Annotated in this window: 25 protein-coding genes and 4 tRNA genes; 23 read left to right on the top strand and 6 right to left on the bottom strand. The window is 71.1% G+C overall.

What is annotated here, in order from left to right; genetic code table 11:
• Positions 1 to 58 precede the first annotated feature (58 nt).
• On the top strand, positions 59 to 679 hold the full coding sequence (locus tag KV102_RS03955) for an HAD family phosphatase (protein WP_220345347.1): 621 nt from the start codon (positions 59 to 61) through the stop codon (positions 677 to 679).
• Positions 680 to 704: 25 nt separating this feature from the next.
• Here the strand turns inward: KV102_RS03955 and KV102_RS03950 are convergent, their stop codons facing one another.
• Together KV102_RS03950 and KV102_RS03945 are read right to left on the bottom strand one after the other, a co-directional pair.
• The gene (locus tag KV102_RS03950) at positions 705 to 1,208 is read right to left on the bottom strand and encodes a hypothetical protein (protein WP_220345346.1); all 504 of its coding nucleotides are present in this window, start codon (positions 1,206 to 1,208) and stop codon (positions 705 to 707) included.
• Positions 1,209 to 1,274: 66 nt separating this feature from the next.
• Entirely contained in the window at positions 1,275 to 3,272 is a 1,998-nt protein-coding gene (locus KV102_RS03945; protein WP_220345345.1) for a S8 family serine peptidase, read from the bottom strand.
• 124 nt (positions 3,273 to 3,396) lie between these two features.
• On the opposite strand from KV102_RS03945, the gene KV102_RS03940 reads away from it, so the two are divergent.
• From KV102_RS03940 to KV102_RS03885, 12 genes are all read left to right on the top strand, one after another.
• A complete protein-coding gene (locus tag KV102_RS03940) occupies positions 3,397 to 3,771 on the top strand; it encodes an NADH-quinone oxidoreductase subunit A (RefSeq protein WP_220342110.1) in 375 nt (124 codons plus the stop codon).
• Positions 3,762 to 4,397: an NADH-quinone oxidoreductase subunit B gene (locus KV102_RS03935; protein WP_374197338.1), complete on the top strand. Its 636-nt coding sequence runs from the start codon at positions 3,762 to 3,764 to the stop codon at positions 4,395 to 4,397. The genes KV102_RS03940 and KV102_RS03935 overlap by 10 nt, the downstream gene beginning before the upstream one ends.
• A gap of 6 nt (positions 4,398 to 4,403) precedes the next feature.
• Positions 4,404 to 5,165 carry an NADH-quinone oxidoreductase subunit C gene (locus KV102_RS03930; protein ID WP_220342109.1) on the top strand — a complete coding sequence of 254 codons (762 nt, stop codon included), beginning with the start codon at positions 4,404 to 4,406 and terminating at the stop codon, positions 5,163 to 5,165.
• A complete protein-coding gene (gene nuoH / locus KV102_RS03925) occupies positions 5,158 to 6,111 on the top strand; it encodes an NADH-quinone oxidoreductase subunit NuoH (protein ID WP_220342108.1) in 954 nt (317 codons plus the stop codon). Before KV102_RS03930 ends, nuoH begins: the two co-directional genes overlap by 8 nt.
• The gene (locus KV102_RS19710; RefSeq protein ID WP_220342107.1) at positions 6,108 to 6,689 is read left to right on the top strand and encodes an NADH-quinone oxidoreductase subunit I; all 582 of its coding nucleotides are present in this window, start codon (positions 6,108 to 6,110) and stop codon (positions 6,687 to 6,689) included. The genes nuoH and KV102_RS19710 overlap by 4 nt, the downstream gene beginning before the upstream one ends.
• Positions 6,686 to 7,189, top strand: coding sequence for an NADH-quinone oxidoreductase subunit J (locus KV102_RS03915; RefSeq protein WP_220345344.1), 504 nt, complete (start codon positions 6,686 to 6,688; stop codon positions 7,187 to 7,189). The genes KV102_RS19710 and KV102_RS03915 overlap by 4 nt, the downstream gene beginning before the upstream one ends.
• Positions 7,189 to 7,521, top strand: coding sequence for an NADH-quinone oxidoreductase subunit NuoK (gene nuoK, locus KV102_RS03910; protein WP_220345343.1), 333 nt, complete (start codon positions 7,189 to 7,191; stop codon positions 7,519 to 7,521). The genes KV102_RS03915 and nuoK overlap by 1 nt, the downstream gene beginning before the upstream one ends.
• On the top strand, positions 7,518 to 9,281 hold the full coding sequence (locus KV102_RS03905) for a proton-conducting transporter membrane subunit (protein WP_220345342.1): 1,764 nt from the start codon (positions 7,518 to 7,520) through the stop codon (positions 9,279 to 9,281). Before nuoK ends, KV102_RS03905 begins: the two co-directional genes overlap by 4 nt.
• Complete coding sequence (locus KV102_RS03900; protein WP_220345341.1) at positions 9,278 to 10,792, top strand: NuoM family protein; 1,515 nt, start codon at positions 9,278 to 9,280, stop codon at positions 10,790 to 10,792. Before KV102_RS03905 ends, KV102_RS03900 begins: the two co-directional genes overlap by 4 nt.
• The gene (locus KV102_RS03895; RefSeq protein WP_220345340.1) at positions 10,789 to 12,222 is read left to right on the top strand and encodes an NADH-quinone oxidoreductase subunit N; all 1,434 of its coding nucleotides are present in this window, start codon (positions 10,789 to 10,791) and stop codon (positions 12,220 to 12,222) included. The genes KV102_RS03900 and KV102_RS03895 overlap by 4 nt, the downstream gene beginning before the upstream one ends.
• Positions 12,223 to 12,323: 101 nt before the next feature.
• The gene (locus tag KV102_RS03890) at positions 12,324 to 12,734 is read left to right on the top strand and encodes a YciI family protein (RefSeq protein WP_220345339.1); all 411 of its coding nucleotides are present in this window, start codon (positions 12,324 to 12,326) and stop codon (positions 12,732 to 12,734) included.
• Positions 12,735 to 12,763: 29 nt separating this feature from the next.
• Entirely contained in the window at positions 12,764 to 13,912 is a 1,149-nt protein-coding gene (locus KV102_RS03885; protein ID WP_220345338.1) for an RNA polymerase sigma factor, read from the top strand.
• Here KV102_RS03885 and KV102_RS03880 read toward each other — a convergent pair.
• Positions 13,899 to 14,393, bottom strand: a complete 495-nt coding sequence (locus KV102_RS03880) for a YajQ family cyclic di-GMP-binding protein (protein WP_220342100.1) — start codon at positions 14,391 to 14,393, stop codon at positions 13,899 to 13,901. The genes KV102_RS03885 and KV102_RS03880 overlap by 14 nt on opposite strands.
• Positions 14,394 to 14,490: 97 nt before the next feature.
• On the opposite strand from KV102_RS03880, the gene KV102_RS03875 reads away from it, so the two are divergent.
• A tRNA-Tyr gene (locus KV102_RS03875) sits at positions 14,491 to 14,572 on the top strand.
• Positions 14,573 to 14,653: 81 nt separating this feature from the next.
• Here the strand turns inward: KV102_RS03875 and KV102_RS03870 are convergent.
• Entirely contained in the window at positions 14,654 to 15,499 is an 846-nt protein-coding gene (locus KV102_RS03870; RefSeq protein ID WP_220345337.1) for a LysR family transcriptional regulator, read from the bottom strand.
• A 103-nt stretch (positions 15,500 to 15,602) separates the two neighbouring features.
• Here KV102_RS03870 and KV102_RS03865 point away from each other — a divergent pair, with 103 nt between their 5' ends.
• Positions 15,603 to 16,364, top strand: coding sequence for an SDR family NAD(P)-dependent oxidoreductase (locus KV102_RS03865; RefSeq protein ID WP_220345336.1), 762 nt, complete (start codon positions 15,603 to 15,605; stop codon positions 16,362 to 16,364).
• Between the two features lie 10 nt (positions 16,365 to 16,374).
• Here the strand turns inward: KV102_RS03865 and KV102_RS03860 are convergent, their stop codons facing one another.
• Entirely contained in the window at positions 16,375 to 17,556 is a 1,182-nt protein-coding gene (locus tag KV102_RS03860) for a serine hydrolase (protein WP_220345335.1), read from the bottom strand.
• Positions 17,557 to 17,690: 134 nt separating this feature from the next.
• Between KV102_RS03860 and KV102_RS03855 the strand changes: the two genes are divergently transcribed.
• The 4 genes from KV102_RS03855 (at position 17,691) to KV102_RS03840 (ending at position 19,227) form a co-directional block, all read left to right on the top strand.
• Positions 17,691 to 17,763, top strand: a tRNA-Thr gene (locus KV102_RS03855).
• A 54-nt stretch (positions 17,764 to 17,817) separates the two neighbouring features.
• Positions 17,818 to 17,891, top strand: a tRNA-Met gene (locus KV102_RS03850).
• 45 nt (positions 17,892 to 17,936) lie between these two features.
• Positions 17,937 to 18,107, top strand: coding sequence for a 50S ribosomal protein L33 (gene rpmG, locus KV102_RS03845; RefSeq protein WP_139088538.1), 171 nt, complete (start codon positions 17,937 to 17,939; stop codon positions 18,105 to 18,107).
• A gap of 88 nt (positions 18,108 to 18,195) precedes the next feature.
• Positions 18,196 to 19,227, top strand: coding sequence for a UDP-N-acetylmuramate dehydrogenase (locus KV102_RS03840; protein WP_255560554.1), 1,032 nt, complete (start codon positions 18,196 to 18,198; stop codon positions 19,225 to 19,227).
• A 31-nt stretch (positions 19,228 to 19,258) separates the two neighbouring features.
• On the opposite strand, the gene KV102_RS03835 is transcribed toward KV102_RS03840, so the two are convergent.
• The gene (locus KV102_RS03835) at positions 19,259 to 20,287 is read right to left on the bottom strand and encodes an adenosine deaminase (protein WP_308289303.1); all 1,029 of its coding nucleotides are present in this window, start codon (positions 20,285 to 20,287) and stop codon (positions 19,259 to 19,261) included.
• Between the two features lie 180 nt (positions 20,288 to 20,467).
• Between KV102_RS03835 and KV102_RS03830 the strand changes: the two genes are divergently transcribed.
• From KV102_RS03830 to rplK, 4 genes are all read left to right on the top strand, one after another.
• Positions 20,468 to 20,540, top strand: a tRNA-Trp gene (locus tag KV102_RS03830).
• Positions 20,541 to 20,608: 68 nt separating this feature from the next.
• Positions 20,609 to 20,836 carry a preprotein translocase subunit SecE gene (secE, locus tag KV102_RS03825; protein ID WP_220342094.1) on the top strand — a complete coding sequence of 76 codons (228 nt, stop codon included), beginning with the start codon at positions 20,609 to 20,611 and terminating at the stop codon, positions 20,834 to 20,836.
• Between the two features lie 400 nt (positions 20,837 to 21,236).
• On the top strand, positions 21,237 to 22,031 hold the full coding sequence (gene nusG, locus KV102_RS19470) for a transcription termination/antitermination protein NusG (protein ID WP_374106975.1): 795 nt from the start codon (positions 21,237 to 21,239) through the stop codon (positions 22,029 to 22,031).
• 89 nt (positions 22,032 to 22,120) lie between these two features.
• Positions 22,121 to 22,549, top strand: coding sequence for a 50S ribosomal protein L11 (gene rplK, locus KV102_RS03815; protein WP_220342093.1), 429 nt, complete (start codon positions 22,121 to 22,123; stop codon positions 22,547 to 22,549).
• Positions 22,550 to 22,601 lie beyond the last annotated feature (52 nt).

The following is a 22,601-nucleotide window of genomic DNA, read 5'->3' as shown; positions in this document are numbered from 1 at the left end:
GGGCATCGGCGCCCGGCCGCCACCCTCGTTGTGGGGCACGGCTCGTTAGCGTGGACGCATGGCAGCTGATCCTGTGGTCTTCGACATCGGCAATGTCCTCGTCCGCTGGGACCCGGTCCCCGCGGTGGCCGCGAGCGTGGGGGACGAGCGCGCGATGGCCTTCCTCGGTGATCCCGAGTTCGACTTCCTGGCGTGGAACCACCTCCAGGACGAGGGCCGTCCGTGGGAGGAGGCGGAGCGGGTCGCGCGCGGAGCGTTCCCGCACTACGCCGACGAGATCACCGCCTATCGCGTGAACTTCGAGGCTTCCCTCGTCGGCGAGATCGAGGGGTCCGTCGCGATCGTGCAGGAGCTCCGCGACGCCGGGGTGCCGCTGGTCGCTCTGACGAACTGGTCGGCGGAGCTCTTCGGCCATGCACGAGCGCGCTTCGAGGTGCTCGAGGCCTTCGACGACATCGTCGTGTCCGGCGAGGAGGGCTGCGCGAAGCCGGACCCTCGGATCTTCGAGGTCCTGGCCGAGCGGCTCGGCCGCCCTCTCGACGGGGTCGTCTTCACCGACGACTCACCGCGCAACATCCTCGCCGCCGGGGTCGCTGGGATGGACGCCATCCCGTTCACCACTCCCGAGGACCTTCGTGGCGAGCTGGTCGACCGAGGCTTGCCGCTCGCCCGCGCCTGAGCCCTGCCGTCTGACGGCGCCGTCCTCACGCGCCCGGCGCCGAGTCCCGGGCCGTGGTGTCGCGGGCGGCGATCATCGCCGTGACCTCGACGAGCGCCTCGTGCAGGCCGGTCCCGTAGTCGTCCTCGGGGAGCACGTCGATCCGGGCCGAGGCCGACTCCGCGTGCTCGGCCGCCTCGTCGAAGCGGCCGAGCCGGCGCAGCACGTCGGCGAGGTTGAGGTGCAAGGAGGGGAAGAACCCGGCGATCGTCAGCGACGCGTGATGGGCCTTCGCCCGCTCGTCGCTCGTCTCGCGCGCTGCGGCGAGCGCACGCAGGTCCCAGACCAGCTCCTCCTCCGCGTCGGCGGTGACGTCGGCGAGGAAGTGCGCGACGACGCACCGGTGGAACGAGTCACCGTCCTCTCCCAGCTCGTCCCACACCTCCCGCAGCGCGGCCCGCGCTCCGTCTCGGTCGTCGCGCTGACCGAGCGACATCGCCACCGCGATGCGCTGCATGATGGGGTCCGGCGTCGTGCTCTGCTCACTCATGGCCCGAGCGTAGGAGAGGGCGGGGACACTGGTCGTGTCCCCGCCCTCTCTGCCGGCCGGTGCCTGCTAGCGGACCCGCAGCGTGACCGGCCGGGACTTCGCCCGCTTGAAGGCCGGGTGTGCCGCGACGTACGTGGCGGTGATCGCGTGCTTGCCGCGCTTGAGCTTCTTCGGCGAGAGCTTGAGCACCGCCTTGCCGTTCTTCACCTTCACGGCCTTGATCTTCTTGGTGCCGTCTCGGAAGACGACCTTGCCTCGGACGGAGCCCGCGGCGACCGAGACCCGGGCCACGAGCCTCGAGCCGGTACGGCCGTACCGCGTCTTCTTCGGCGTGGCCTTCAGGCGTACGGCGGTCGCGATCTTCGGGACGCGAAAGCCGTTGGAGCTGCGCCAGAGGGCTGGGGAGCCGGCGCCCTTGCGGCCCGCGACCTGCGACTGGATCAGCGCCCCGCCGTCGGCCGGCCTGATCCGGTACGACGTGCCGTAGGCGCCGGGGATGGCGCGGCCGTTGCGCACCCAGCGATAGCTGTAGGCGGTCGGGGCGCTGGTCCAGGTGCCGCGTGTCGTCGTGAGGGTCTGGCCGAGAGCCGCCCTGCCGCTCGCCACCGGCGTCGCCGTCGCCAACGAGAGACGGGAGACGTCCAGGATGCCGCGCCCGCACCTGGACGGCGCGCAGTTGGCTCGACCGTTGGAGAGCTGCGGGAAGGGCTTGACCGCCCACCGCAGCGCGCCCTCGATCGTCGAGGCGGGATAGGAGCCGTGCGACGCGATCAGTGCGGCGGCGGCGGACACTGCAGGTGCCGCCATGCTCGTGCCCGACTGCTCAGCCCATCCCGGGCGGGCAGGCCCCTTGGCGCCGGTGTTGACCGTGGAGAGGATGGAGTCGCCCTTGACGAGGTCGCCGCCGGGGGCGGAGAGGTCGAGGGAGGGGCCGTAGTTGGGGTAGGGGACCCACGCGGTCTGGACGAACCCGCCGGCCGCCTGACCGAGCCGGTTCGTCGCGCCCACCGTGACGACGCCGGGACAGTTCGCCGGCGTGAAGAGCCGCGCGTTCATGGAGTCGTTGCCGGCCGCCACGACGACGACGGTGCCCCGGGTCCGTGCACCGGCGATCGCCTTGCGGAGGGCGGTCGGGCAGAAGTCGGCACGTCCGGACAGCGACAGGTTGAGCACCTTCGCGGGAGTCCGGTTGCGCGGCAGCTTGGGAATCGTGCCGCCCGAGCCCCACGTGATCGCGGAGGCGATGTCGGAGGTGGCGCCCCCGCAGCGCCCGAGGATGCGCAGGTGCTGGATGCGGACTCCCGGTGCGTTGCCCGCGACTCCTGTGCGGTTGTTGGCACGGGCGCCGATGATGCCGGCCACGTGCGTGCCGTGCCACGAGCTCGGGGAGGCGGCGCCACACCCCTCGGTCCCCGTGACCCAGTCGCCCTCGTCGCGAGGGTTGGAGTCCCGGCCGTGCCCGTCGCGGGCGATCTGCTTCGAGGAGATGAAGTCCATCCCCGAGACCATCTTGCCGTCGAGATCGGGGTGCTTGCTCTGGCCGGTGTCGACCACCCCCACGACGACCCGGCCGGTCGTGACCGGCCATGCGGTGTAGGCATGCGACCCGTACGCCTCATGGATGCCCCACTGCTTGTTCCAGTCGGTGTCGTTGAGGGCTGGCGGAGCGGCCGTGGTCACCAGGACGTCGGGCTCGACAGACGCGACACCGGGGAGGTCCTCGAGCTCGGTGGCCGCCTCCTGCGCCGCAGCGAGGCTCACCGGCTCGGAGAACGCCAGCGAGTCCACGCCCTCGGCGACCGGCGTGGTGGTCCCGGACGTGTCCGGGCCCTCTGCCTCGACGGCCGCGCGGGAGACCGTCGCCGACGGACGTGCGCCGTCGGCGTAGGTGATGATCAGGCCCGCCGCGCGCGGGCGTGCAGCCTCGCGCACCGCCGGAGGCGCGGTCTCGGATGCGGCGTCCCGCGCGCCGAGATCCGGGGGTGCGGCGACCGCCGGAGCGACGGTGCCGAGGACGAGGCTCGCGCACGCGACCAGGCCGAGCGGCCGGAGGAGGGGTGACATGCGCCCCAGTGTGACGGGTGGGCGGCTCGCTCTCTCCCGTGGTCCGGAGGTCGGTCGCGGACACACCCCGGTGAGCCGTCGCGCTCCGCACGCAGCCCGGCGGCGACCCCCTAGACTCAGGCGCATGTCCGACTACCCCGACTACCTGGTGACGTACGCGTCGGTCGCCGCGATCATCGGGGTCGGCGTGGCTCTGGCCGCAGGCATGCTCGGGGCCAACCGGCTGTTCCGTCCCGCGCTGCCCGATCCGGCCAAGCTGCTGACGTACGAGTCCGGCGTGGACCCCGTCGGCACCGGGTGGGCGCAGAGCAACGTGCGCTACTACGTCTACGCGTTCCTGTACGTCATCTTCGCCGTCGACGCGGTGTTCCTCTTCCCGTGGGCGGTCGTGTTCGCGTCCATCGGGTGGGCGGCCGCGGTGGAGATGGCGGTGTTCCTCGGCTTCATCGCCGTCGGCCTCGTCTATGCATGGCGCACGGGGGTGCTGTCGTGGACGTGACCAAGGGTGCGGTCGACCTCGGCGTCCCTACGTTGCAGAGCCCGACTCTGCAGAGCCCGTCCATGGAGAGGCTGGGCGAGGTCGACCTCGGCGTCGGATCCGCGCTGGCGCCTCGGCCCGTGCGCTATCTGCTCAACTGGGGGCGTCGCTACTCGCTGTGGGTCTTCAACTTCGGGCTGGCGTGCTGCGCGATCGAGTTCATCGCGGCGTCGATGGCCCGTCACGACTTCATCCGCCTCGGGGTCATCCCCTTCGCCCCCGGTCCCCGGCAGGCCGACCTCATGGTCGTGTCGGGCACGGTGACCGACAAGATGGCGCCGGCGATCGAGCGGCTCTACGCGCAGATGCCCGACCCCAAGTACGTCATCTCCTTCGGGTCGTGCGCCAACTCCGGCGGCCCCTACTGGGACTCGTACTGCGTCACCAAGGGCGTCGACCAGATCATCCCGGTCGACGTGTACGTCCCCGGCTGTCCGCCGCGGCCGGAGGCCCTCCTCCAGGGGATCGTCACCCTTCAGGACAAGATCGCCGGCGAAGACCTCGCGCAGCGCTACGGCCGGACAGGACTGCGCCGCTCGCTCTCGTCGCTGCTGCGGCCGCCGGTCACGCCTGAGCAGGACGGCTAGTCGCCGATGACCTGGACCTCCGACGTGCTCGACCTCGGCCGGGTGATCGGCGGTGACCGCGTCACCGCCACCGAGGAGCTCGGGGGGCTCGCGCTGACCGTCCCCTCGGGGTGGTGGCGATCGATCGTGCTCGCGCTGCGAGACCGCGCGGGGTGCCACTACTTCGACTGGCTCAGCGCGGTCGACGAGGCGGGTGGCCCGAGCCCGTACGCGGACGAGCCCGAGCTCGCCGGCGGCCTGCGGGTGGTGTGCCACCTGGTGGCGCTGTCGCCCGGTGTCGGCCGCACGGCGGTGAGGGACGTCCTGGTCCAGACCACCGTGCCGCGCGCGGACCCGGTCCTCGACTCCCTGGTCGGCGCGTACGCCGGTGCCGCCTGGCACGAGCGCGAGACCCACGAGATGTTCGGCATCGACTTCCGTGACGGTGTCGCCCTCGAGACGCTCCTGCTGCCTGACGCCTTCGAGGGCCACCCGTTGCGCAAGGAGTTCGTGCTCGCCTCCCGGGTGGTCAAGCCGTGGCCGGGCGCCAAGGAGCCCGGCGAGTCCGACCACGACGTGTCGGCGGCCGAGTCGTCGCCAGGGCGTCGCCGGACCCGTCCTCCCGGTGTGCCGGACCCCGAGCAGTGGGGGCCGAGGCCGCCGGGCACCCCGACGCCCGATCCCCTCGCTCACGCGACCGCAGGCCCGGCGGCCGGTGCTTCCCGCCCACGCCGGTCCCGCCGAGCGACACCTCCGCCGGCGGCCGAGGACGGTGGCACCGATGGCTGAGGTCCTCGACGTGGCGCTGCGGTGCGTGGTCGTGCTCGCTGCGTTCCTCGTGCTCCCGCTGGCGGTCGGGCAGCTCGAGCACAAGACGATGGCGCACATGCAGTCGCGGGTCGGACCGATGTACGCCGGTGGCTTCCACGGATGGGCCCAGCTGGTCGCCGACGGTGTGAAGTTCGTCCAGAAGGAGGAGGTGACCCCGAGCGCCGCAGACCGACCGGTGTTCGCGCTGGCACCCGGTGTCGCGCTCGTCCCGTACCTGGTGGTGCTGTTCGTGATCCCGCTCGGGCCGAGCGCGGTGGGAGCCGACCTCGACCTGGGCCTCTTCTTCGCCCTCGCGGTGATGAGCATCGGCGTGCTCGGCACCCTCATGGGCGGCTGGGCGAGCGCCAACAAGTACTCCCTGCTCGGTGGGCTCCGGACCGCCTCCCAGCTGATGAGCTATGAGCTCCCGATGGTGCTCGCGGCGGTGTCGGCGGCGATGATGGCCGGCTCCCTGTCGCTCGTCGGCATCGCCCAGGCCTGGGAGTGGTCCTGGCTGCTGTGGCAGCTGCCGGCTCTGGTGGTCTTCGTCGTCGCGGGGCTCGCCGAGCTCCAGCGGCCGCCGTTCGACATGCCGATCGCCGACGCGGAGCTCGTCCTCGGGCCCTACACCGAGTACGGAGGCATGCGGTTCGCGATGTTCCTGCTCGCCGAGTACGCCGGGATCGTCGTGCTCTCCGCGCTCACGGCGACCCTGTTCCTCGGCGGGTGGCGAGGACCGTCCTCGGACGAGCTCGGCTGGTTGTGGGTCCTTCTCAAGACGATGGTGGTGGCATTCCTCGTGGTGTGGTTCCGGGTCGCGTGGCCGCGGATGCGTGAGGACCAGCTCAATGCGCTGGCGTGGAAGATCCTGGTCCCGCTCGCCCTCGGGCAGCTCGCTCTGACGACGGTGGTGGTCCTGGCATGAGCGGCGTGCGACGTGCGGTGACGGGGAGCGGCCTCGTGCGGGGCCTGAGGGTGACGTGGCACAACCTGACCCGACGGGCGGTCACCCAGCAGTACCCCGACGTGCTCCCTGCCCTGCCGCCCCGCAGCCGAGGGGTGATCGCGCTGCAGGAGGAGAACTGCACCTCGTGCATGCTCTGCGCCCGCGAGTGCCCGGCGTGGTGCATCTACATCGACTCGCACAAGGAGACGGCGCCTCCGGTCAACGAGGGCGGGCGTGAGCGCTCGTTCAACGTGCTCGACCGGTTCGACATCGACTACTCGCTCTGCATGTACTGCGGCATCTGCGTCGAGGTCTGCCCCTTCGACGCGCTGCACTGGTCGCCCGAGTTCGAGTACGCCGAGCTCGACATCCGTGACCTGACGCACGACAAGGAGCGACTGCGCGAGTGGATGTGGACCGTCCCGCCGCCGCAGCCGCTCGACCCTGCGGCGGAGCAGCCCAAGGAGATCGGTGTGGCGGAGAAGGCGGCCCACCGTGAGGCCGCGAGGCTCGAGGCGGACAAGGTGGCAGAGCGCGAAGCCGAGCCTGGCGCATGACCGCGGTGACGGTGGTGTTCGCCGCCCTGGGCGTGGTGACCCTCGTGTCGGCGTTCCTCGTGGTCACCAGCGACCAGATCGTGCACGCGGCGCTGTGGCTCGTGGTGACCCTCGGGGCGATCGCCGGCCTCTACATCCTGCTGGCGGCCGAGCTGGTCGCCTGGGTGCAGGTGCTGATCTACATCGGCTCGGTGGTCGTGCTGCTGCTGTTCGCCCTGATGCTCACGCGGGCGCCCTCAGGTCCGGGCTCGGCGACGGCGACCCGCAACCAGCCGCTGGCCGCCGTGGTCGCGGGGGCGGTCACGGTCGGGCTCGGGGCCGTCGTGTGGGCGGGCTTCGGCGGTGAGGTGATCGACGAGGACGAGATCCGGATCGGCACGGCCGAGCGGCTCGGCGACGCCCTCTTCCGGACCTGGGTGCTTCCGTTCGAGGTGCTGTCGGTGGTGCTCCTCGCCGCGCTCGTCGGCGCGATCGTGCTGACGCGCAAGGGGGCGCGCTGATGTCGCTGATGCTGCCCCTGACCGTCTCCTGCGGTCTCTTCGGTCTCGGGATCTATGCCGTCCTCGCCCGGCGGCACGCCGTCATGGTCCTGCTCGGGGTGGAGCTGATGCTCAACGCGGTCAGCCTCAACCTCGTGGCGTTCGACACCTGGTGGGCCGACACGCTGCACACGGGACAGTCGCTGACCCTCTTCGTGATCGCGCTGGCCGCCGCCGAGATCGGTCTTGGGCTGGCGATCGTCCTCGCGCTCTTCCGGGCGGTCGGCAACGCCGACATCGACGCTCAGGAGCCACCGGCCAGCATGCTCGCCGAGGGCGGTGACGAGCTGTGACCCGTCGCTACTCGTCGTCGGCGGTCGCGATCACTGCGGTTCTCGCGCTCTGTGCCGCGATCGTGGCATTCCCGCGTCTGGGTGATCGCACCGGACCGTACGGCTCGCCGGCCGGCGAGCGGACGACCCTGGTCGACGGCGGTGACCTGCTCGGAGTTTCGGTGACGTTCTACGTCGACCACCTGAGCGCCGTGATGCTGCTGCTCGCGGCCGGGGTCGGCCTGATGGTGCAGGTCTACTCGGTGGCCTATCTCGCCGGAGACCCCCGCTACCGCTCGTACACGACGATCATCCAGCTGTTCCTCGTTGCCATGGGGACCGTGGTGGTCGCCGACAACCTGTGGCTGCTCCTCGTCGGGTGGGAGGTCATGGGCCTCTGCTCGTACCTGCTGATCAGCCACCACTGGGAGCTCGCGCCCGCCCGGGCCGGTGCGGTGAAGGCGTTCCTGCTCACCCGCGTCGGCGACCTCGGTCTGCTGGTCGGCATCTTCGCGATCGGGCACACCTTCGGCACGTACGAGATCAGCGAGGTCCTCGCAGCGATGGCGTCGTCGGACGCCCCTGCGGGCCTGACCGCGATCGGACTCCTGATCGTCGTCGCCGTGGTCGGCAAGTCGGCCCAGTTCCCGCTGCACACGTGGTTGGCCGACGCGATGCCGGGCCCGACGCCGATCAGCGCGCTCATCCATGCCGCGACCATGGTCGCGGCCGGTGTCTTCCTCGTCGCCCGGCTGTACCCGGTGATGGCGGAGTCGGCGGTGACGATGACGGTCCTCGCGGTGGTCGCGTGCGTCACGATGCTCCTCGCCGCGCTGCTGGCGCTGACCTCGGGCGACCTCAAGCGGGTGCTCGCGTGGTCGACGGTGAGCCAGCTGGCCTACATGTTCGCCGCCCTCGCCGTCGGCGGCTACGACGCCGGCATCGACCACCTGCTGTCCCACGGCGCGTTCAAGGCGCTGCTCTTCCTCGTCGCGGGCTCGGTGGCCCACGTGATCGGCTCGACGGCGCTGCGCGACATGGGCGGACTGCGCGGGGCCATGCCGTGGACGTTCGCCACGGGGACGATCGGCTTCGCCGCGCTCGCCGGCGTCGTGCCGACGGTCGGGTTCTTCAGCAAGGACGCCGTGCTCGAGTCGGCCTGGCACGCCGTGGGCCACGAGTCTCCGGTGTCGGCGGGGGTCGCGGCCGTGGTGCTGGCGGTCGGGCTGGTGACGGCGGCGGTGACGGTCGTGTACGCCTTCCGCGCCTGGTGGATGACGTTCATGGGAGGCGACGGCGCGACGGTCACCGGCGCTGGGGCGGCCCGCGCGCAAGCACTCCGGGAGGCGCCGCCCCTCATGGTCGGGCCTCTGGTGCTCCTCGCGGCGGCGACGCTGCTGCTGAGTCTTGCGATGCCGTTCGACCTGCTCATGGGTCTCGTGACCACGCTGGTCGTCGCGGGGGCAGGGTGGCTCGCGTACCAGGCGCTCGCCGCGGGGCGGGACCCTGCCGACCTGATCGGACCGGCCAGGCCGGCGTTCACGCGAGAGCTCGGGTGGGACGTCGGCTACGACGGTGCGGGGGTCGCCGCTCGAGAGGCGGGCGACCTGGTCGTGGCCACCGACCGTGACGTCATCGGCTTCTACCCGCGGGCCGTGGCCTGGCTGAGCGTGCTGCTCTCCCGCGTGTTGACCCGGACCCAGACGGGCAACGCGCAGATCTACGTCACCGTGCTCGCCGTCGGCGTGCTCCTCGCGACCCTGCTGGTGGTGGTCCGATGAACGGCCTGGTGGTCGCCCTCGCCGTCCCCGCGGTCGCGGCCCTCCTGCTGGTCGTCGCGCGGAGCCTGGTCACCGACCTGGTCGCCGCCCGCGTCGGCACCGCCACGTCGCTGGTCGTCGCGGTGCTGCTCCTCGTGACCTGGATCGGCCACGACGGCGACGGCTACGCCGCCGAGATCGACCTCGTCTGGGTCCGTGCGCTGGGGATCCACCTGCACCTCGGGATGGACGGCATCTCGTTCCCTCTCCTGCTGATGACGGCGTTGATCTCGGCGCTGGTGTGCTGGGCGCTGGTCGACGACCCGCCGGCGGGGGACAACGCGACACCCGGTCTGGTCGGCCTGGTGATGGTGGTGCTGACGGCGGCCGTCGGCGTCTTCGCGGCGCTCGACCTCCTGCTGTTCTTCGTGTTCTTCGAGCTCGCGCTGATCCCGATGTGGTTCGTCATCGCCCGCTGGGGCGACCCGCACGACCCGGTCGGGCGCCGGACCGCGGCGACGCGGTTCCTCCTCTACACGGTCGTCGGCTCGGCGTTCATGCTCGTCGGCTTCGTGACCGTCTGGGCGCTGACCGGCACCCTGCAGATCCCGGAGCTGGCCGAGCGGGGCGACGTCCTCGACGGTGGGTGGGCGCTGTTCGCCGCCTGCACGATCGCGCTGGGGCTCGCGGTCAAGACGCCGATCTGGCCGCTGCACCTGTGGCTCCCCGACGCCCACGCCAAGGCGCCGACCGTGGGCTCGGTCCTGCTGGCGGCCGTCTTCCTCAAGCTCGGGACGTACGGGCTGCTGCGTGTCCTCGTCTCCGTCCTGCCCGGACCCGCGCGCGACCTGGCGCCGTGGCTGGGCGCTCTCGGGGTCGTCGGCATCGTCGTCGCCGCCCTCGCCTGCCTGCGCCAGACCGACCTCAAGCGGCTGATCGCCTATTCCAGCGTCGGGCACATGGGCTTCGTGGTCCTCGGCATCGCGACGCTGACCGAGATCGGCGTCGCCGCCGCGGTGTTCGCGAGCGTGGCGCACGGGCTCGTGACCGGGCTGCTGTTCTTCAACGCCGGATCCCTCAAGCGGCGCTTCGGGACGGCGGAGATCGCGGTGCTCGGGCGCGGCCTGTACGCCCGGATGCCGGCGCTTGCGGTGGTCCTGGGCTTCGCCTGCTTCGCCAGCCTCGGTCTCCCCGGTCTCGCCGGGTTCTGGGGCGAGATGATGGCGCTGCGCGGGGCGTACCAGGCCTCCGCCGGTGCCGGTGATGCCGGGCTGGGGCCGGCACTGGCGGCCGTCCTCCTCGTCGGCGCGCTGCTCGGCGTCCTGCTCACCTCCGCCTACTTCCTACGGATAGTCCGCCGTACGCTCCAGGGCGTGCCGACGCCGCACGAGCACGACCTCGACCTCGACGGGTCCGAGCGGGGGATCGCGGCGGTCCTGGTGGTGGCGGTGCTGCTGCTCGGGCTCGCACCCGGGATCGTGATGGGTGTCGTCGAGCCGAGCATCCCGGCCATCCTGGGAGGCGTCCGATGACCGGCTCACAGCTCATCGACTGGTCGTCGGCGGGAGTGCCGCTGCTGGTCGCCGCCGGGGCGATCGTGGCGCTGGTCGTCGATGCGTTCTGGCCGGGCGGCCGATGGCGACGCGCCGGGACGATCGCCGTGGCGTCGCTGGCCGCGGCCGGCTCGTGGTTGGCGTCGACCGGGTCGACGGGGCCGATCGTCGCCGGGTTCTCGTGGGTGATCCTGCTGTCCGCCCTTGCGGTCGTGGTCCTCGCGCAGGTCCTGGAGGACGACGCCATGATGCCGGCGGGCGAGTCGGTCTTCCTCATGCTCTGTGCGACGGCGGGGGCGCTGACCCTGGCGTCGGCGAGCGACTTCGTCACGCTCGTCGTGGCGCTGGAGCTCCTCTCTCTCCCATCGATCGCGCTGGTCGCCATGCAGCGCGACCGGCGTGAGGCGGTCTCCTCGGCCTGGACGTTCTTCCTCGCGTCGGCCACCGCGACCGCGGTGACGCTCATGGGCCTGTCGCTGCTCTACGGGCTCACCGGCACCCTCACCTACGAGGGCGTGCTGGTCGGTCTCCAGGCCGAGCGCGCACCGCTGCGGGTCGTCACCGCCGTCGTGGTCCTGGTGCTGATCGGCCTGGTGTTCAAGGTCGGCGCCGTCCCCTTCCACCTGTGGATCCCCGACGCCTACCGGGGCGCGACGGTGCCCGTGGCGGCGTTCCTCTCGGTGGTGTCCAAGGGCGGCGCGCTCGCCGCTCTGCTCGTGGTGCTCGCCTATCCGTTCGTGGCCCTCCAGCCGCGGTGGGACCTCTTCATCGCCGTCGTGGCGGCGCTGTCGATGACGATCGGCAACCTCGGTGCGCTCGCGCAGCGCGACATCGTCGGGATGCTGGCGTGGTCGTCCGTCGCGCAGGGCGGGTTCGTCCTCGCACCGCTGGTCGCGGTCGCCGTCGGCTCGGACCTCGTGCTCACGGCACCGCTGCGCTACCTCGCGGTCTACGCCGTCGCCAACCTCACCGTCTTCGCCGTCGCGGCGGTCGGCGTACGCCGGCTCGGCGGCACCTCGTACGCCCACTACACCGGGGTCGCCCGGCGTGATCCTCTTCTCGGGGTGGCCCTGCTGATGGGCCTGCTCGCGCTGGCGGGCTTCCCGCCGGCGGTGATCGGGCTGGTCGCCAAGTACGTCGTGCTCCAGCCGGTGATCGTGAGCGGGTACGGGTGGCTGGCCGCGGTCATGGCCGTCAACGTCGCGTTGGGGCTCGTCTACTACCTCCGGCTGGCCGTGGTCGCGTTCGCGCCGGCGAGCCGGGTGCTGCGGAGCGAGGTCGCCGCGTCCGGCGCCACCGTCCGCGAAGGTCGGGGGACGGCGATCGCGTACGCCGTGGTGGTGGTCGGCGTCGTCGCGCTCGTCGCCACCTCCGTCGCTCCGACGCTGCTTCTCGGCCCGCTTCCCTGACCCGGTCTCGGCGATCATGTCGAGAAGCGCGTGCCGGCTCCGTCCCTGGAGTGACGGCAGCGAGAACGCTGCCGCGGTTGAATGGAAACAGGGAGACGACGATGGCGAAGTACCTGCTGCTCAAGCACTACCGGGGCGGACCGAAGCCGGAGCACGAGTTCGCGCCCATGGACCAGTGGACGCCGGACGAGGTGTCGGCGCACGTCGCGTTCATGGAGCACGTGGCCGACACGCTCCGTGAGCGTGGCGAGTACGTCGACGGTCAGGCGCTGTCGCCCGAGGGCACGTTCGTCCGCCACGGCGGAGAGGGACGTCCGCCGGTGACCGACGGACCGTTCGCCGAGAGCAAGGACCTCATCGCCGGCTGGATGGTCATCGACGTCGATTCGGTCGAGCGGGCTCACGAGGCAGCAGCCTTCCTCTCGTCGGCCCCGGGTCCCCGCGGGGAGCCGATCAACGAGTGGATCGAGGTCCGGCCCTTCCTCGAGATGCCCCCCATGGTCACCGACTGAGCACGCCGCGGCTCATCGGACGGCATGTCGTGGACCGGCTTCTTCGGGACCTGATGCCGCAGGTGCTCGGTGTCCTCCTCCGACGCGGCGCTGACTTCGCGTCGGGGGAGGACGCGGTGCAGGAGGCGATGATCGAGGCCGTACGCCGCTGGCCGGGGGAGTGGCCCGATGACCCGCGCGGCTGGCTGGTGACCGTCGCGTGGCGCAAGTATCTCGACGCGGCCCGAGCGGCGTCGGCACGTCGCGCGCGGGAGGAGCGGGTGGTCGACCACCGGCCGCCGGGGCCGACCGAGCAGACCGACGACACGCTGCGCCTGCTCTTCCTCTGCTGCCATCCGTCACTCTCGCCGGCCTCCGCGGTGGCGCTCACCCTGCGGGCGGTCGGCGGGCTCACCACGCGGCAGATCGCCGAGGCGTACCTCGTGCCCGAGGCGACGATGGCGCAGCGGATCAGCCGGGCCAAGCGGACGGTCGCCAAGGAGGGAGTCGGGCCGAGCGGTGACCTGCGCGCCGTGCTGAAGGTCCTCTACCTGATCTTCAACGAGGGCTACACCGGCGCGGTGGACCTGGCTGCCGAGGCGATCCGGCTCACGAGGATGCTGGCGCGGGCGACCGACGACCCGGAGGTGGCCGGCCTGCTCGCGCTGATGCTGCTGCACCATGCGCGTCGCGACGCGCGGTGGGCCGTGGACGGCTCGATCGTGCCGCTCGCCGAGCAGGACCGCTCGCGGTGGGACACGCGGCGGATCGCCGAAGGGGTCGACATCCTCCAGACCGCCCTCGCCCGTCAGCAGGTCGGCGAGTACCAGGCGCAGGCGGCGATCGCCGCGCTCCACTGCGACGCCGCGGCCGCCGACGAGACCGACTGGCCCCAGATCCTCCAGTGGTACGACGAGCTCCTCGAGCACACCACCTCACCGGTGGTCGCGATGAACCGCGCGGTCGCCGTCGGGGAGGTCCAGGGCCCCGCCGAGGGACTCCGTGCGCTGGATCCCGTGCCGGCCGAGGTTCCTCGGCGAGCGGCGGTGGCGGCCTGGCTGCACGAGCGCGCCGGAGACCGTACGGCCGCGGCGAGGCTCTACGCGGAGGCTGCGGCGGCCTCGACGAACGTGCCGGAGCGCGACCACCTGACCAGACAGGCTGCCAGGCTCCGGCACGAGCCACCTAGCGGTAGTTGACGAACTGCACGGCGAAGTCGAGGTCGGCGCCCTTGACCAGCGCGATGACCTCCTGGAGGTCGTCGCGCTTCTTGCTCGTGACGCGGAGCTCCTCGCCCTGGATCTGCACCTTGACGCCCTTCGGGCCCTCGTCGCGGATCAGCTTGGACACCTTCTTGGCCTGCTCCTGGCTGATGCCCTCGGAGAAGGTGCCGTTGATCACCGACTCCTTGCCGGACTGCTTGGGGTCGCCGGCCTCCAGCGTCTTGAGCGACACGCCGCGCTTGACGAGCTTGTCCTTGAGGACGTCGAGGACGGCGAGGGCGCGCTCGTCGGCGTTCGCCTTGATGACGAGACCTGTCGGCCCGCTCTTCTCGATCGAGGCCCCGGTGTTCTTGAAGTCGTATCGGGTCGCGATCTCGCGCGCGGCCTGGTTGATCGCGTTGTCGATCTCGGCGTGGTCGAGCTTGCTCACGATGTCGAACGACGAGTCCGCGGCCATGGTGATCCTCTCCGTCGGGGTCCCGGTCACCCGGTTTCGGGCGCGCAGGAGTGCTGCGTTAAAGTCGTGCTGTTGCTCGGACAGAGTAACGAACCCCGGCAGGTTGCCCGAGCGGCCAAAGGGAGCTGACTGTAAATCAGCCGGCATTGCCTACAGAGGTTCGAATCCTCTACCTGCCACCCTCACGGGCACCCAGGCCCCCGCCTCAGGCGGGGGCCTGAGTCGTTCCCGTGCCTCGACATCGGTGGACGACGGGCAGCTCACAGGCGCGCCGCCGCGCGCACCAGACCCGCCACGCCCGATGATGTTCTGTGAGGCGGCCACGCGATGACGGTCGTGACCTGAGGGGCGTCCGAGACCGGGACGACAGCCAGTCCGTCGTGGAGACCGGCGGTGGCCGACTCGGGCAGCATGATCGCGGTGCGGCCCAGCCGCACCAGCTGCAGAACCTGCGTCAGGTCGCGGAGTTCAGGGCCGGGACCGGCGGGGTAGGTGCCGCGGAGATCGGGCCAGCGCGGCAGCGGGAGGTCGGCGATGGAGCCGGCCTCGGCGACGGTCATGGAGTTCTGGGCGCTCGTGGGGTGGCCGGCCGGCAGGACGAGCACCTGCTCCTCGACCGTGAGCGTGTCCACGTCGAACCCGCTCACGTCGTCGAACGGTCGGTGCAGGATCGCGACATCGGCGCGCCCGTCGCGCAGCATGAGGCTTTGATGCCCCGGTGGGCTCAGCACCACGTCGACGTCGACGGCACCGGGCTCGGCGGCGTAGGCATCGAGCAGCTTGGCCATCAGCTCGCTCGACGCGCCTGCCTTGGCGGTGAGCACCACCGGGGCCCGGCCGTTCGCCTCGACGGTTCGGCGGGTGCGTCGCTCCGCTGCCTCGACGGCTGCCAGCGCGGCCCGGCCCTCGAGCAGCAGGGTCTCCCCGGCGCTCGTGAGGGTCACCCCGCGCGGCGTACGGACGAAGAGGTCGGCGCCCAGGCGTCGCTCGAGCCGGGCGATCGCGCGCGACAGCGGCGGCTGCGCCATCCCGAGGCGGGTGGCCGCCCGACCGACGTGCGACTCCTCGGCGACGGCGATGAAGTAGCGAAGCTCACGGGTTTCCACCTCGTCGAGATTACGCGGCTCACCAGGCGTCATACCGCGGCAGTATCGGCCCCGACCGGATCGGTCTTGGATATCGACGACGTCGCGAGCACACGATCGAGGCATGCCAGAGAACAGCAACGAGAACAGCAACGAGAACAGCAACGAGAACAAGAGAACAGCGCTGGTCACCGGCGCCAACAAGGGGATCGGCTACGAGATCGCCGCGGGTCTGGCCCGCCTCGGGTTCCGCGTCGGCGTCGGCGCACGGGACGCGGTCCGGCGCGCCGACGCCGTGGACAAGCTTCGGGCTGACGGGCTCGACGTGTTCGGCGTCCCCCTCGACGTGACCGACGATGTCAGCGTCGCGGCCGCGGCTGCGCAGCTTCAAGCGCGAGGTGGGCTCGACGTACTCGTCAACAACGCCGCCATCACCGGGGGCATGCCGCAGGATCCCAGCAAGGTCAGCGCCGAGCAGGTGCTGTCGGTGGTCGACACCAACGTGGTCGGCGTCATCCGGGTCACCAACGCGGTGCTGCCGATGCTGCGTCGGGCGACGTCGCCACGCATCGTCAACGTGTCGAGCACGGTCGGCTCCCTCACTCTGCAGACCGCGCAAGCCGCCGCGGTCGGCCCGGTCTCGGCGGTCTACTCGCCGACCAAGTCCTACCTCAACGCCGTGACGGTCCAGTACGCCAAGGAGCTCGCCGGCACCGGGATCCTGGTCAACGCGGGGTGCCCGGGCTTCGTCGCGACCGACCTCAACGGCCACCAGGGGACCCGTACGCCCGAGCAGGGTGCGGCGGTCTTCCTCGCGCTGGCGACGCTGCCCGACAGCGGCCCGACCGGCACCTTCCGTGACGAGGACGGCATCCAGCCCTGGTGAGGCGGACGCCTCAGCGCAGGGCGGCGAGCACGTCGGAGGTGAACGCGCCGGGCGTCAGCGCGTCCGGGTCCTGCGGTGCGGCTCCCATCCGTACGGCGACGATCCGCTCGGACGGGACGACGGCCACGACCTGCTTGCCGAGCCCGAGCGCCCAGAAGGCGTCGGCGGGTGCTCCCGGAGCCAGGCGCCCGCCCTTGCGGGTCGCCGCCCCTCCCTGGCGGTCCGCGCCGGGATCGGTGGCCGTCAGCGCACCGAGCACGGGTCCCTTGCGGTTGACCCACCACAGCAGCCCGTACGCCGCGTTGAGCGGCGAGGAGGACCTGCCCGTCGCCTGCCCCACGTAGTCCCCCGAGACCACCTGGGTCGCGCCCCACCGGCCGTCGCGCATCGTCAGGAGCCCGAGGCGGGCGAGGTCCAGGCAGGAGGCGTTCACGCCCGAGAACATGGTGGTGTTGCCCGAGGGGTCCTCGCCCCAGAAGGTCCTCGACATCGTGAGCGGGTCGAGCAGCTTCTCTCTCGCGTACGCGGCGGGCTTCGTCCCCGTCGCCTTCGTCAGGACCTCGTCCAGGGTCTGGATCGCCGCGTTGTTGTAGCGCCAGACCCTTCCGGGCCGCGCGTCCTGGGTGAGCCCGATCGCGTACGCCGTCTTGTCGCGGGCCGCGAGCGCCAGCTGCTGGTAGTCGCTCACGAAGTCCCAGTGGCGGCCGGAGACGTTGGCGAGGAGGTCGCGGACCGTCACGCGCGCGGCGGGCGTTCCCTTCCACTCGGAGACGTAGTCCGACGCCCGGTCGTCGAGGTCGAGCAACCCCTCGTCCGCCGCGATCCCGACCAGCAACGACGTGAAGGACTTCGTCACGGAGAACGTGGGCCCCATGGAGTCGGCGGTGCTGTCGCCGAAGTACGCCTCGTGCACGACCTCCCCGTCGCGGGTGACCACGAAGCACGACGTGCCGTCGGCCTCGAGTCGTCGGTCGAGCGCCCGCAGGGCGGCCCCGTCGAAGCCCGCGGCGGCCGCGTCCGTCCGAGCCCAGTCGGCGCCAGGGACGGTCGTGCCGCGCGCGGCCGGCGACGGTGAGCTCGTGGTGCGGGTGCCGCTCGTACCCTCGTCCTCGCGTGGGGAGCCGCCGCTCGCCGTGCACGCCGCGAGTGCCAGCGAGGCGGCAACCAGCGCGGCCGTACGTGCCCGGAACATGCCTCCATCGTCCCAGGCCGCACCAACGTCGACGTGACCGAACTCACGCACCGGGACGACTCAGGTCATGGAGGGGACCCCCGGATTTCGGTTCCGGCGCGCGGCCGTGTATCTTTTCATCCGGTTCGCCGATCGCCCCTTTAGCTCAGTCGGCAGAGCGTCTCCATGGTAAGGAGAAGGTCTACGGTTCGATTCCGTAAAGGGGCTCTGAGTCTCACCCGCTCCCTCCGCTCGGTCCCGGCAGGGTGCGGGCGGACGTATGGCGGGGTAGCTCAGGTGGTTAGAGCACACGGCTCATAATCGTGGTGTCGCGGGTTCGAGTCCCGCCCCCGCTACAGAACAGACGACAGAAGCAGTTCCACCGAAGAAGAGGCAGACTCGTGGCCAGCAAGAGCTCTGACATCCGTCCCAAGATCACCTTGGCGTGCACCGAGTGCAAGCGACGCAACTACATCACCAAGAAGAACCGTCGCAACGATCCCGATCGCCTCGACCTCAAGAAGTTCTGCCCGCACGAGCGTCGTCACACGGTCCACCGCGAGACCCGCTGACCTTCGCCTGCGACGTCGCACGTCACACACTCCACTGGGGTCCCGCCTTCTCGGCGCGGACCCCGGTGTCATGTTGGGAGCCCTCTCGATGCGTGACCTGAACGTCCTCGCCCCACTGACGACGCTGCGGATCGGTGGGCCGGCCCGCGACATCGTCGAGGTGACCAGCGTCGACGATCTCGTCGACACCGTGCACGACCTCGACGAGGCCGGCGAGCCCGTCCTGCTGCTCGGCGGCGGGAGCAACGTCGTGGTCGCCGACGAGGGCTTCGACGGCACGGTCGTGCTCGTGCGCACCCAGGGCCTGGAGGCCGACGTCGACCCCTGCAGCGGAGCGACCTTGACCGTCGCGGCCGGTGAGGTGTGGGACGACTTCGTGGCCCACGCGGTCGCCGAGGAGTGGGTCGGTGTCGAGACGCTCTCCGGCATCCCCGGAAGGGTCGGCGCGACACCGATCCAGAACGTCGGCGCGTACGGGCAGGAGGTCTCGCAGACCATCGCCCGGGTCCGGACGTACGACCGCGTCGAGCAGCGGGTCGTCACCTGCGCGGCCGACGACTGCGGCTTCGGCTACCGCACGAGCCGCTTCAAGCAGGACCCTCACCGCTTCGTCGTCCTCGACGTGACCTTCCAGCTCCGTCTGGGGTCGTTGGCCGGACCGGTGCGGTACGCGGAGCTGGCTCGGGCCCTCGGCGTCGAGGTGGGCGAGCGGGTGCCGCTGCGCGACGTCCGCGAGGCCGTCCTCGCGCTGCGCGCCGCCAAGGGCATGGTGCTCGATCCCGACGACCACGACACGTGGAGCGCCGGGTCGTTCTTCACCAACCCGGTGCTCTCGGCCGAGGAAGCCGCGTCGTTGCCGGCGGGCGCCCCGCGCTTCGCCCAGCCCGACGGCCAGGTCAAGACCAGCGCCGCGTGGCTGATCGAGCACGCCGGCTTCGGCAAGGGCTACGGCACCACCGCGGCACGCGTCTCGGGCAAGCACACGCTGGCGCTCACCAACCGCGGGGGCGCCACGGGCTACGAGCTGCTGGCGCTGGCTCGCGAGATCCGCGACGGGGTCGAGGACGCGTTCGGCGTCCGCCTCCAGAACGAGCCCGTGCTCGTCGGCGCCGAGCTCTGAGCGGCGCCGGCTCCGGACGCCGCGAACGCCCTCAGGGCTGGTCCGTGGGAGCGGCGAGCCAGGCGTCGATCGCGGCCAGGGCCTGGTCGCGGAGCCCCGCGGGGGCGTACGAACCCCGCAGCGACATGCGGGCGAGCTCGGCCAGCTCCTCGTCGCTGAAGTCCTGCGCCGCCCGGAGCGCGGCGTACTGGCCGGCCAGACGGGATCCGAAGAGCAGCGGGTCGTCGGCGCCGAGAGCGACACCCACACCGGCCTGCATCAGCGTACGCACCGGCACCTCCTCGAAGGTGTCGTAGACGCCGAGAGCAACGTTGGACGACGGGCACACCTCCAGCGTGATGCCCGCCTCGGCCACGGCCGCCAGCACCGCAGGGTCCTCCACGCACCGCACGCCGTGCCCGATCCGGTCGGGGTGGAGGTGTTCCAGCACGGCGGTCACGCTCGCCGCGCCGCGCAGCTCGCCGCCGTGGGGCATGCTGCGCAGTCCTGCGCGCCGCGCGATGGCGAACGCCGGCGCGAACGCCGCGGTGTCGCCCCGACGCTCGTCGTTGGAGAGGCCGAAGCCGACGACGCCGCGTCCCGCGTACTGTCCCGCCAGCCTCGCCAGCGTGCGTGCGTCGAGCGGGTGCCGGGTGCGGTTCGACGCGATGACCACGGCCATCCCGATGCCGTACGTGGCGCTGGCCTCCTCGACCGAGGCGAGCACGAGGTCGGTGAACGCGGTGATCCCGCCGAAGAGCGTCGCGTAGCCGGAGGGGTCCACCTGGATCTCCGTCCACACCGAGCCCTCGGCCGCGTCGTCCTCGGCGACCTCGTGCACCAGCCGGCGTACGTCGTCGGGGGTCCGCAGCACCGACCGTGCCGTGTCGTACAGGCGCTGGAAGCGGAACCAGCCCTTCTCGTCGGTCGCGCGCAGCCGCGGAGGCCACTCCTCGACCAGCGCGGCCGGGAGGCGTACACCGTCGCGCTCGGCGAGCTCGACCAGCGTCCGGTGGCGCATGGAGCCGGTGAAGTGGAGGTGGAGGTGGGCCTTGGGGAGGCGGTCGATCGAGCGTGGCACGGGGTCAGTCCCGCCCGTCTGGTGTCCGGTCGGCGAGGGCCATGCGGTCATCGTGCCAGCCGGTTCGACTCGACGCCGGGCGACCCCGTACACTTGACGACCGGTGGATGTTTCCACTGTGTTGTCATGCCCTCCGGTCGCTGCAGGAGTGCAAGGCTGCGCGGTGGGAGCGATCATCGAAGGGCAGTAGCTCAACTGGCAGAGCATCGGTCTCCAAAACCGAAGGTTGGGGGTTCAAGTCCCTCCTGCCCTGCAACAATCGCCCGGTCCGTCCCGACGGCGGACCGATGACGGGCACCACGATCGAAGGGAAACGGTCACATGAGTGAGACGTCGAGTGCGTCGTCCGAGAGCACCCGCTCCGGCCGCACGTCTCCGGTGACCTTCTACCGACAGGTCGTCGCGGAGCTCCGCAAGGTCGTCTGGCCGACCCGTTCTCAGGTCGCCAACTACTTTGTCGTCGTGCTCTTCTTCGTGCTCGTCATGATGGCCATCGTGGCGGGCCTGGACTACGGCTTCGGCAAGCTGATGTTCTGGGTCTTCGTCTGACCTACGGGTCGATGTGGCCCCTGGGCCGTGAATCCGTGGGCCGAGAAGATACGAGGAAAGAGGCGCTGTGACCCAGCCTTACGACGAGAACGAGGGCGACGAGCTCCGCGACCTCATCGGCGAGGACGCACGCTCGCCGCTCAGCTTCGACGAGAACGACCTCGAGGATCAGGAGATCCAGGAGGGTATGGACGCGGCCGTCGACGCGCTTGAGGCCGACATCCCTCAGACCTTCGAGCCCTTCGCCGTCCGCTCGGAGGACGAGGGCGAGCCCGAGATTCCGGGCCCGGCCGAGGCTGCGGAGGCCGAGTTCGAGGGCGAGGCGTCGATCGATCCCGAGGTCGAGGACCAGATCGCCGAGACGTCGACCGACGGCGCCTACCTCGCCCAGGGTGAGGACGTGACCGAGGGCCTGGCCGCCGACGCCGCGATCGAGCGGGGCGCCACCGTCGATCCGGAGGCAGAGGCGCTGATCGCCGACGCCACGCTCGACGAGGAGGCGGCTGCCGCGGCGGCCGCGGACGCCGCCGACATCGAGGCGGAGACCGACGGCGAGCCCGAGCTCGAGGCCGTCGCGTCAGACCCCCTCGCGGAGTTCCGCGAGAAGCTCCACAGCCAGTTCGGCGACTGGTACGTCGTTCACACCTACTCCGGCATGGAGAACAGGGTGAAGTCGAACCTCGAGAACCGCACGACCTCCATGCACATGGAGGACTACATCTTCGAGATCGTCGTGCCGACCGAAGAGGTCGCCGAGATCAAGAACGGCCAGCGCAAGCTGGTCAAGCGCACCGTCCTCCCCGGCTACGTCCTGGTCCGCATGGACCTCACCGACGAGTCCTGGTCGACGGTCCGCAACACGCCGTCCGTCACCGGCTTCGTGGGCAACGCCCACCAGCCTGTGCCGCTGACCCTCGCCGAGGTGGAGAGCATGCTCGCTCCCGCCATCGAGGCGCAGGCCGCGGTCGAGCAGCCGGCAGCGGCCTCGTCGTCGGCGCAGGCGCAGGCGCCGAAGGTCGAGTTCACCGACTTCGCGGTCGGCGACTCGGTCATGGTCGTGGACGGTCCGTTCGCGACCCTGCACGCCACGATCACGGAGATGAACGTCGACGCCCAGCGAGTTCGGGCGCTCGTCGAGATCTTCGGTCGGGAGACCCCGGTCGAGCTCAGCTTCGCCCAGATCGAACGGGTCTGAGCGCCCGGTCCGCTCGAACGGGTGCTCCCGAGCACCACCAGTGGGAGGGCCGAGGCAGGCCCACCGTTACCACGAGAAGGAAAAGAGATATGCCTCCGAAGAAGAAGATCGCTGCCCTCGTCAAGGTGCAGCTCCAGGCCGGCGCCGCCACGCCGGCCCCGCCGGTCGGTACCGCGCTCGGTCCGCACGGCGTCAACATCATGGAGTTCTGCAAGGCGTACAACGCCGCGACGGAGTCCATGCGCGGCAACATCGTCCCGGTCGAGATCACGATCTACGAGGACCGGTCGTTCACCTTCGTCACCAAGACGCCGCCGGCTGCGGAGATGATCAAGAAGGCCGCGGGCCTGCAGAAGGGCTCGTCCGTCCCGCACACGGACAAGGTCGGCTCGATCTCCAAGGACCAGGTCCGCGAGATCGCCCAGACCAAGCTGCCCGACCTCAACGCGAACGACATCGACGCCGCGATGGAGATCATCGCCGGCACCGCTCGCTCCATGGGCGTCACCGTCGACTGACTCGTCGTCCCGACCGACCGAACTGTGGCAGGGCCAGCTGGGCCCGACGACC

It is taken from the genome of Mumia sp. zg.B53 (assembly GCF_019550935.1).
Taxonomy (GTDB): Bacteria; Actinomycetota; Actinomycetes; order Propionibacteriales; family Nocardioidaceae; genus Mumia.
The sequence above is the reverse complement of the archived record's forward strand: the minus strand, read 5'-3'. Positions and strand labels throughout refer to the sequence as shown.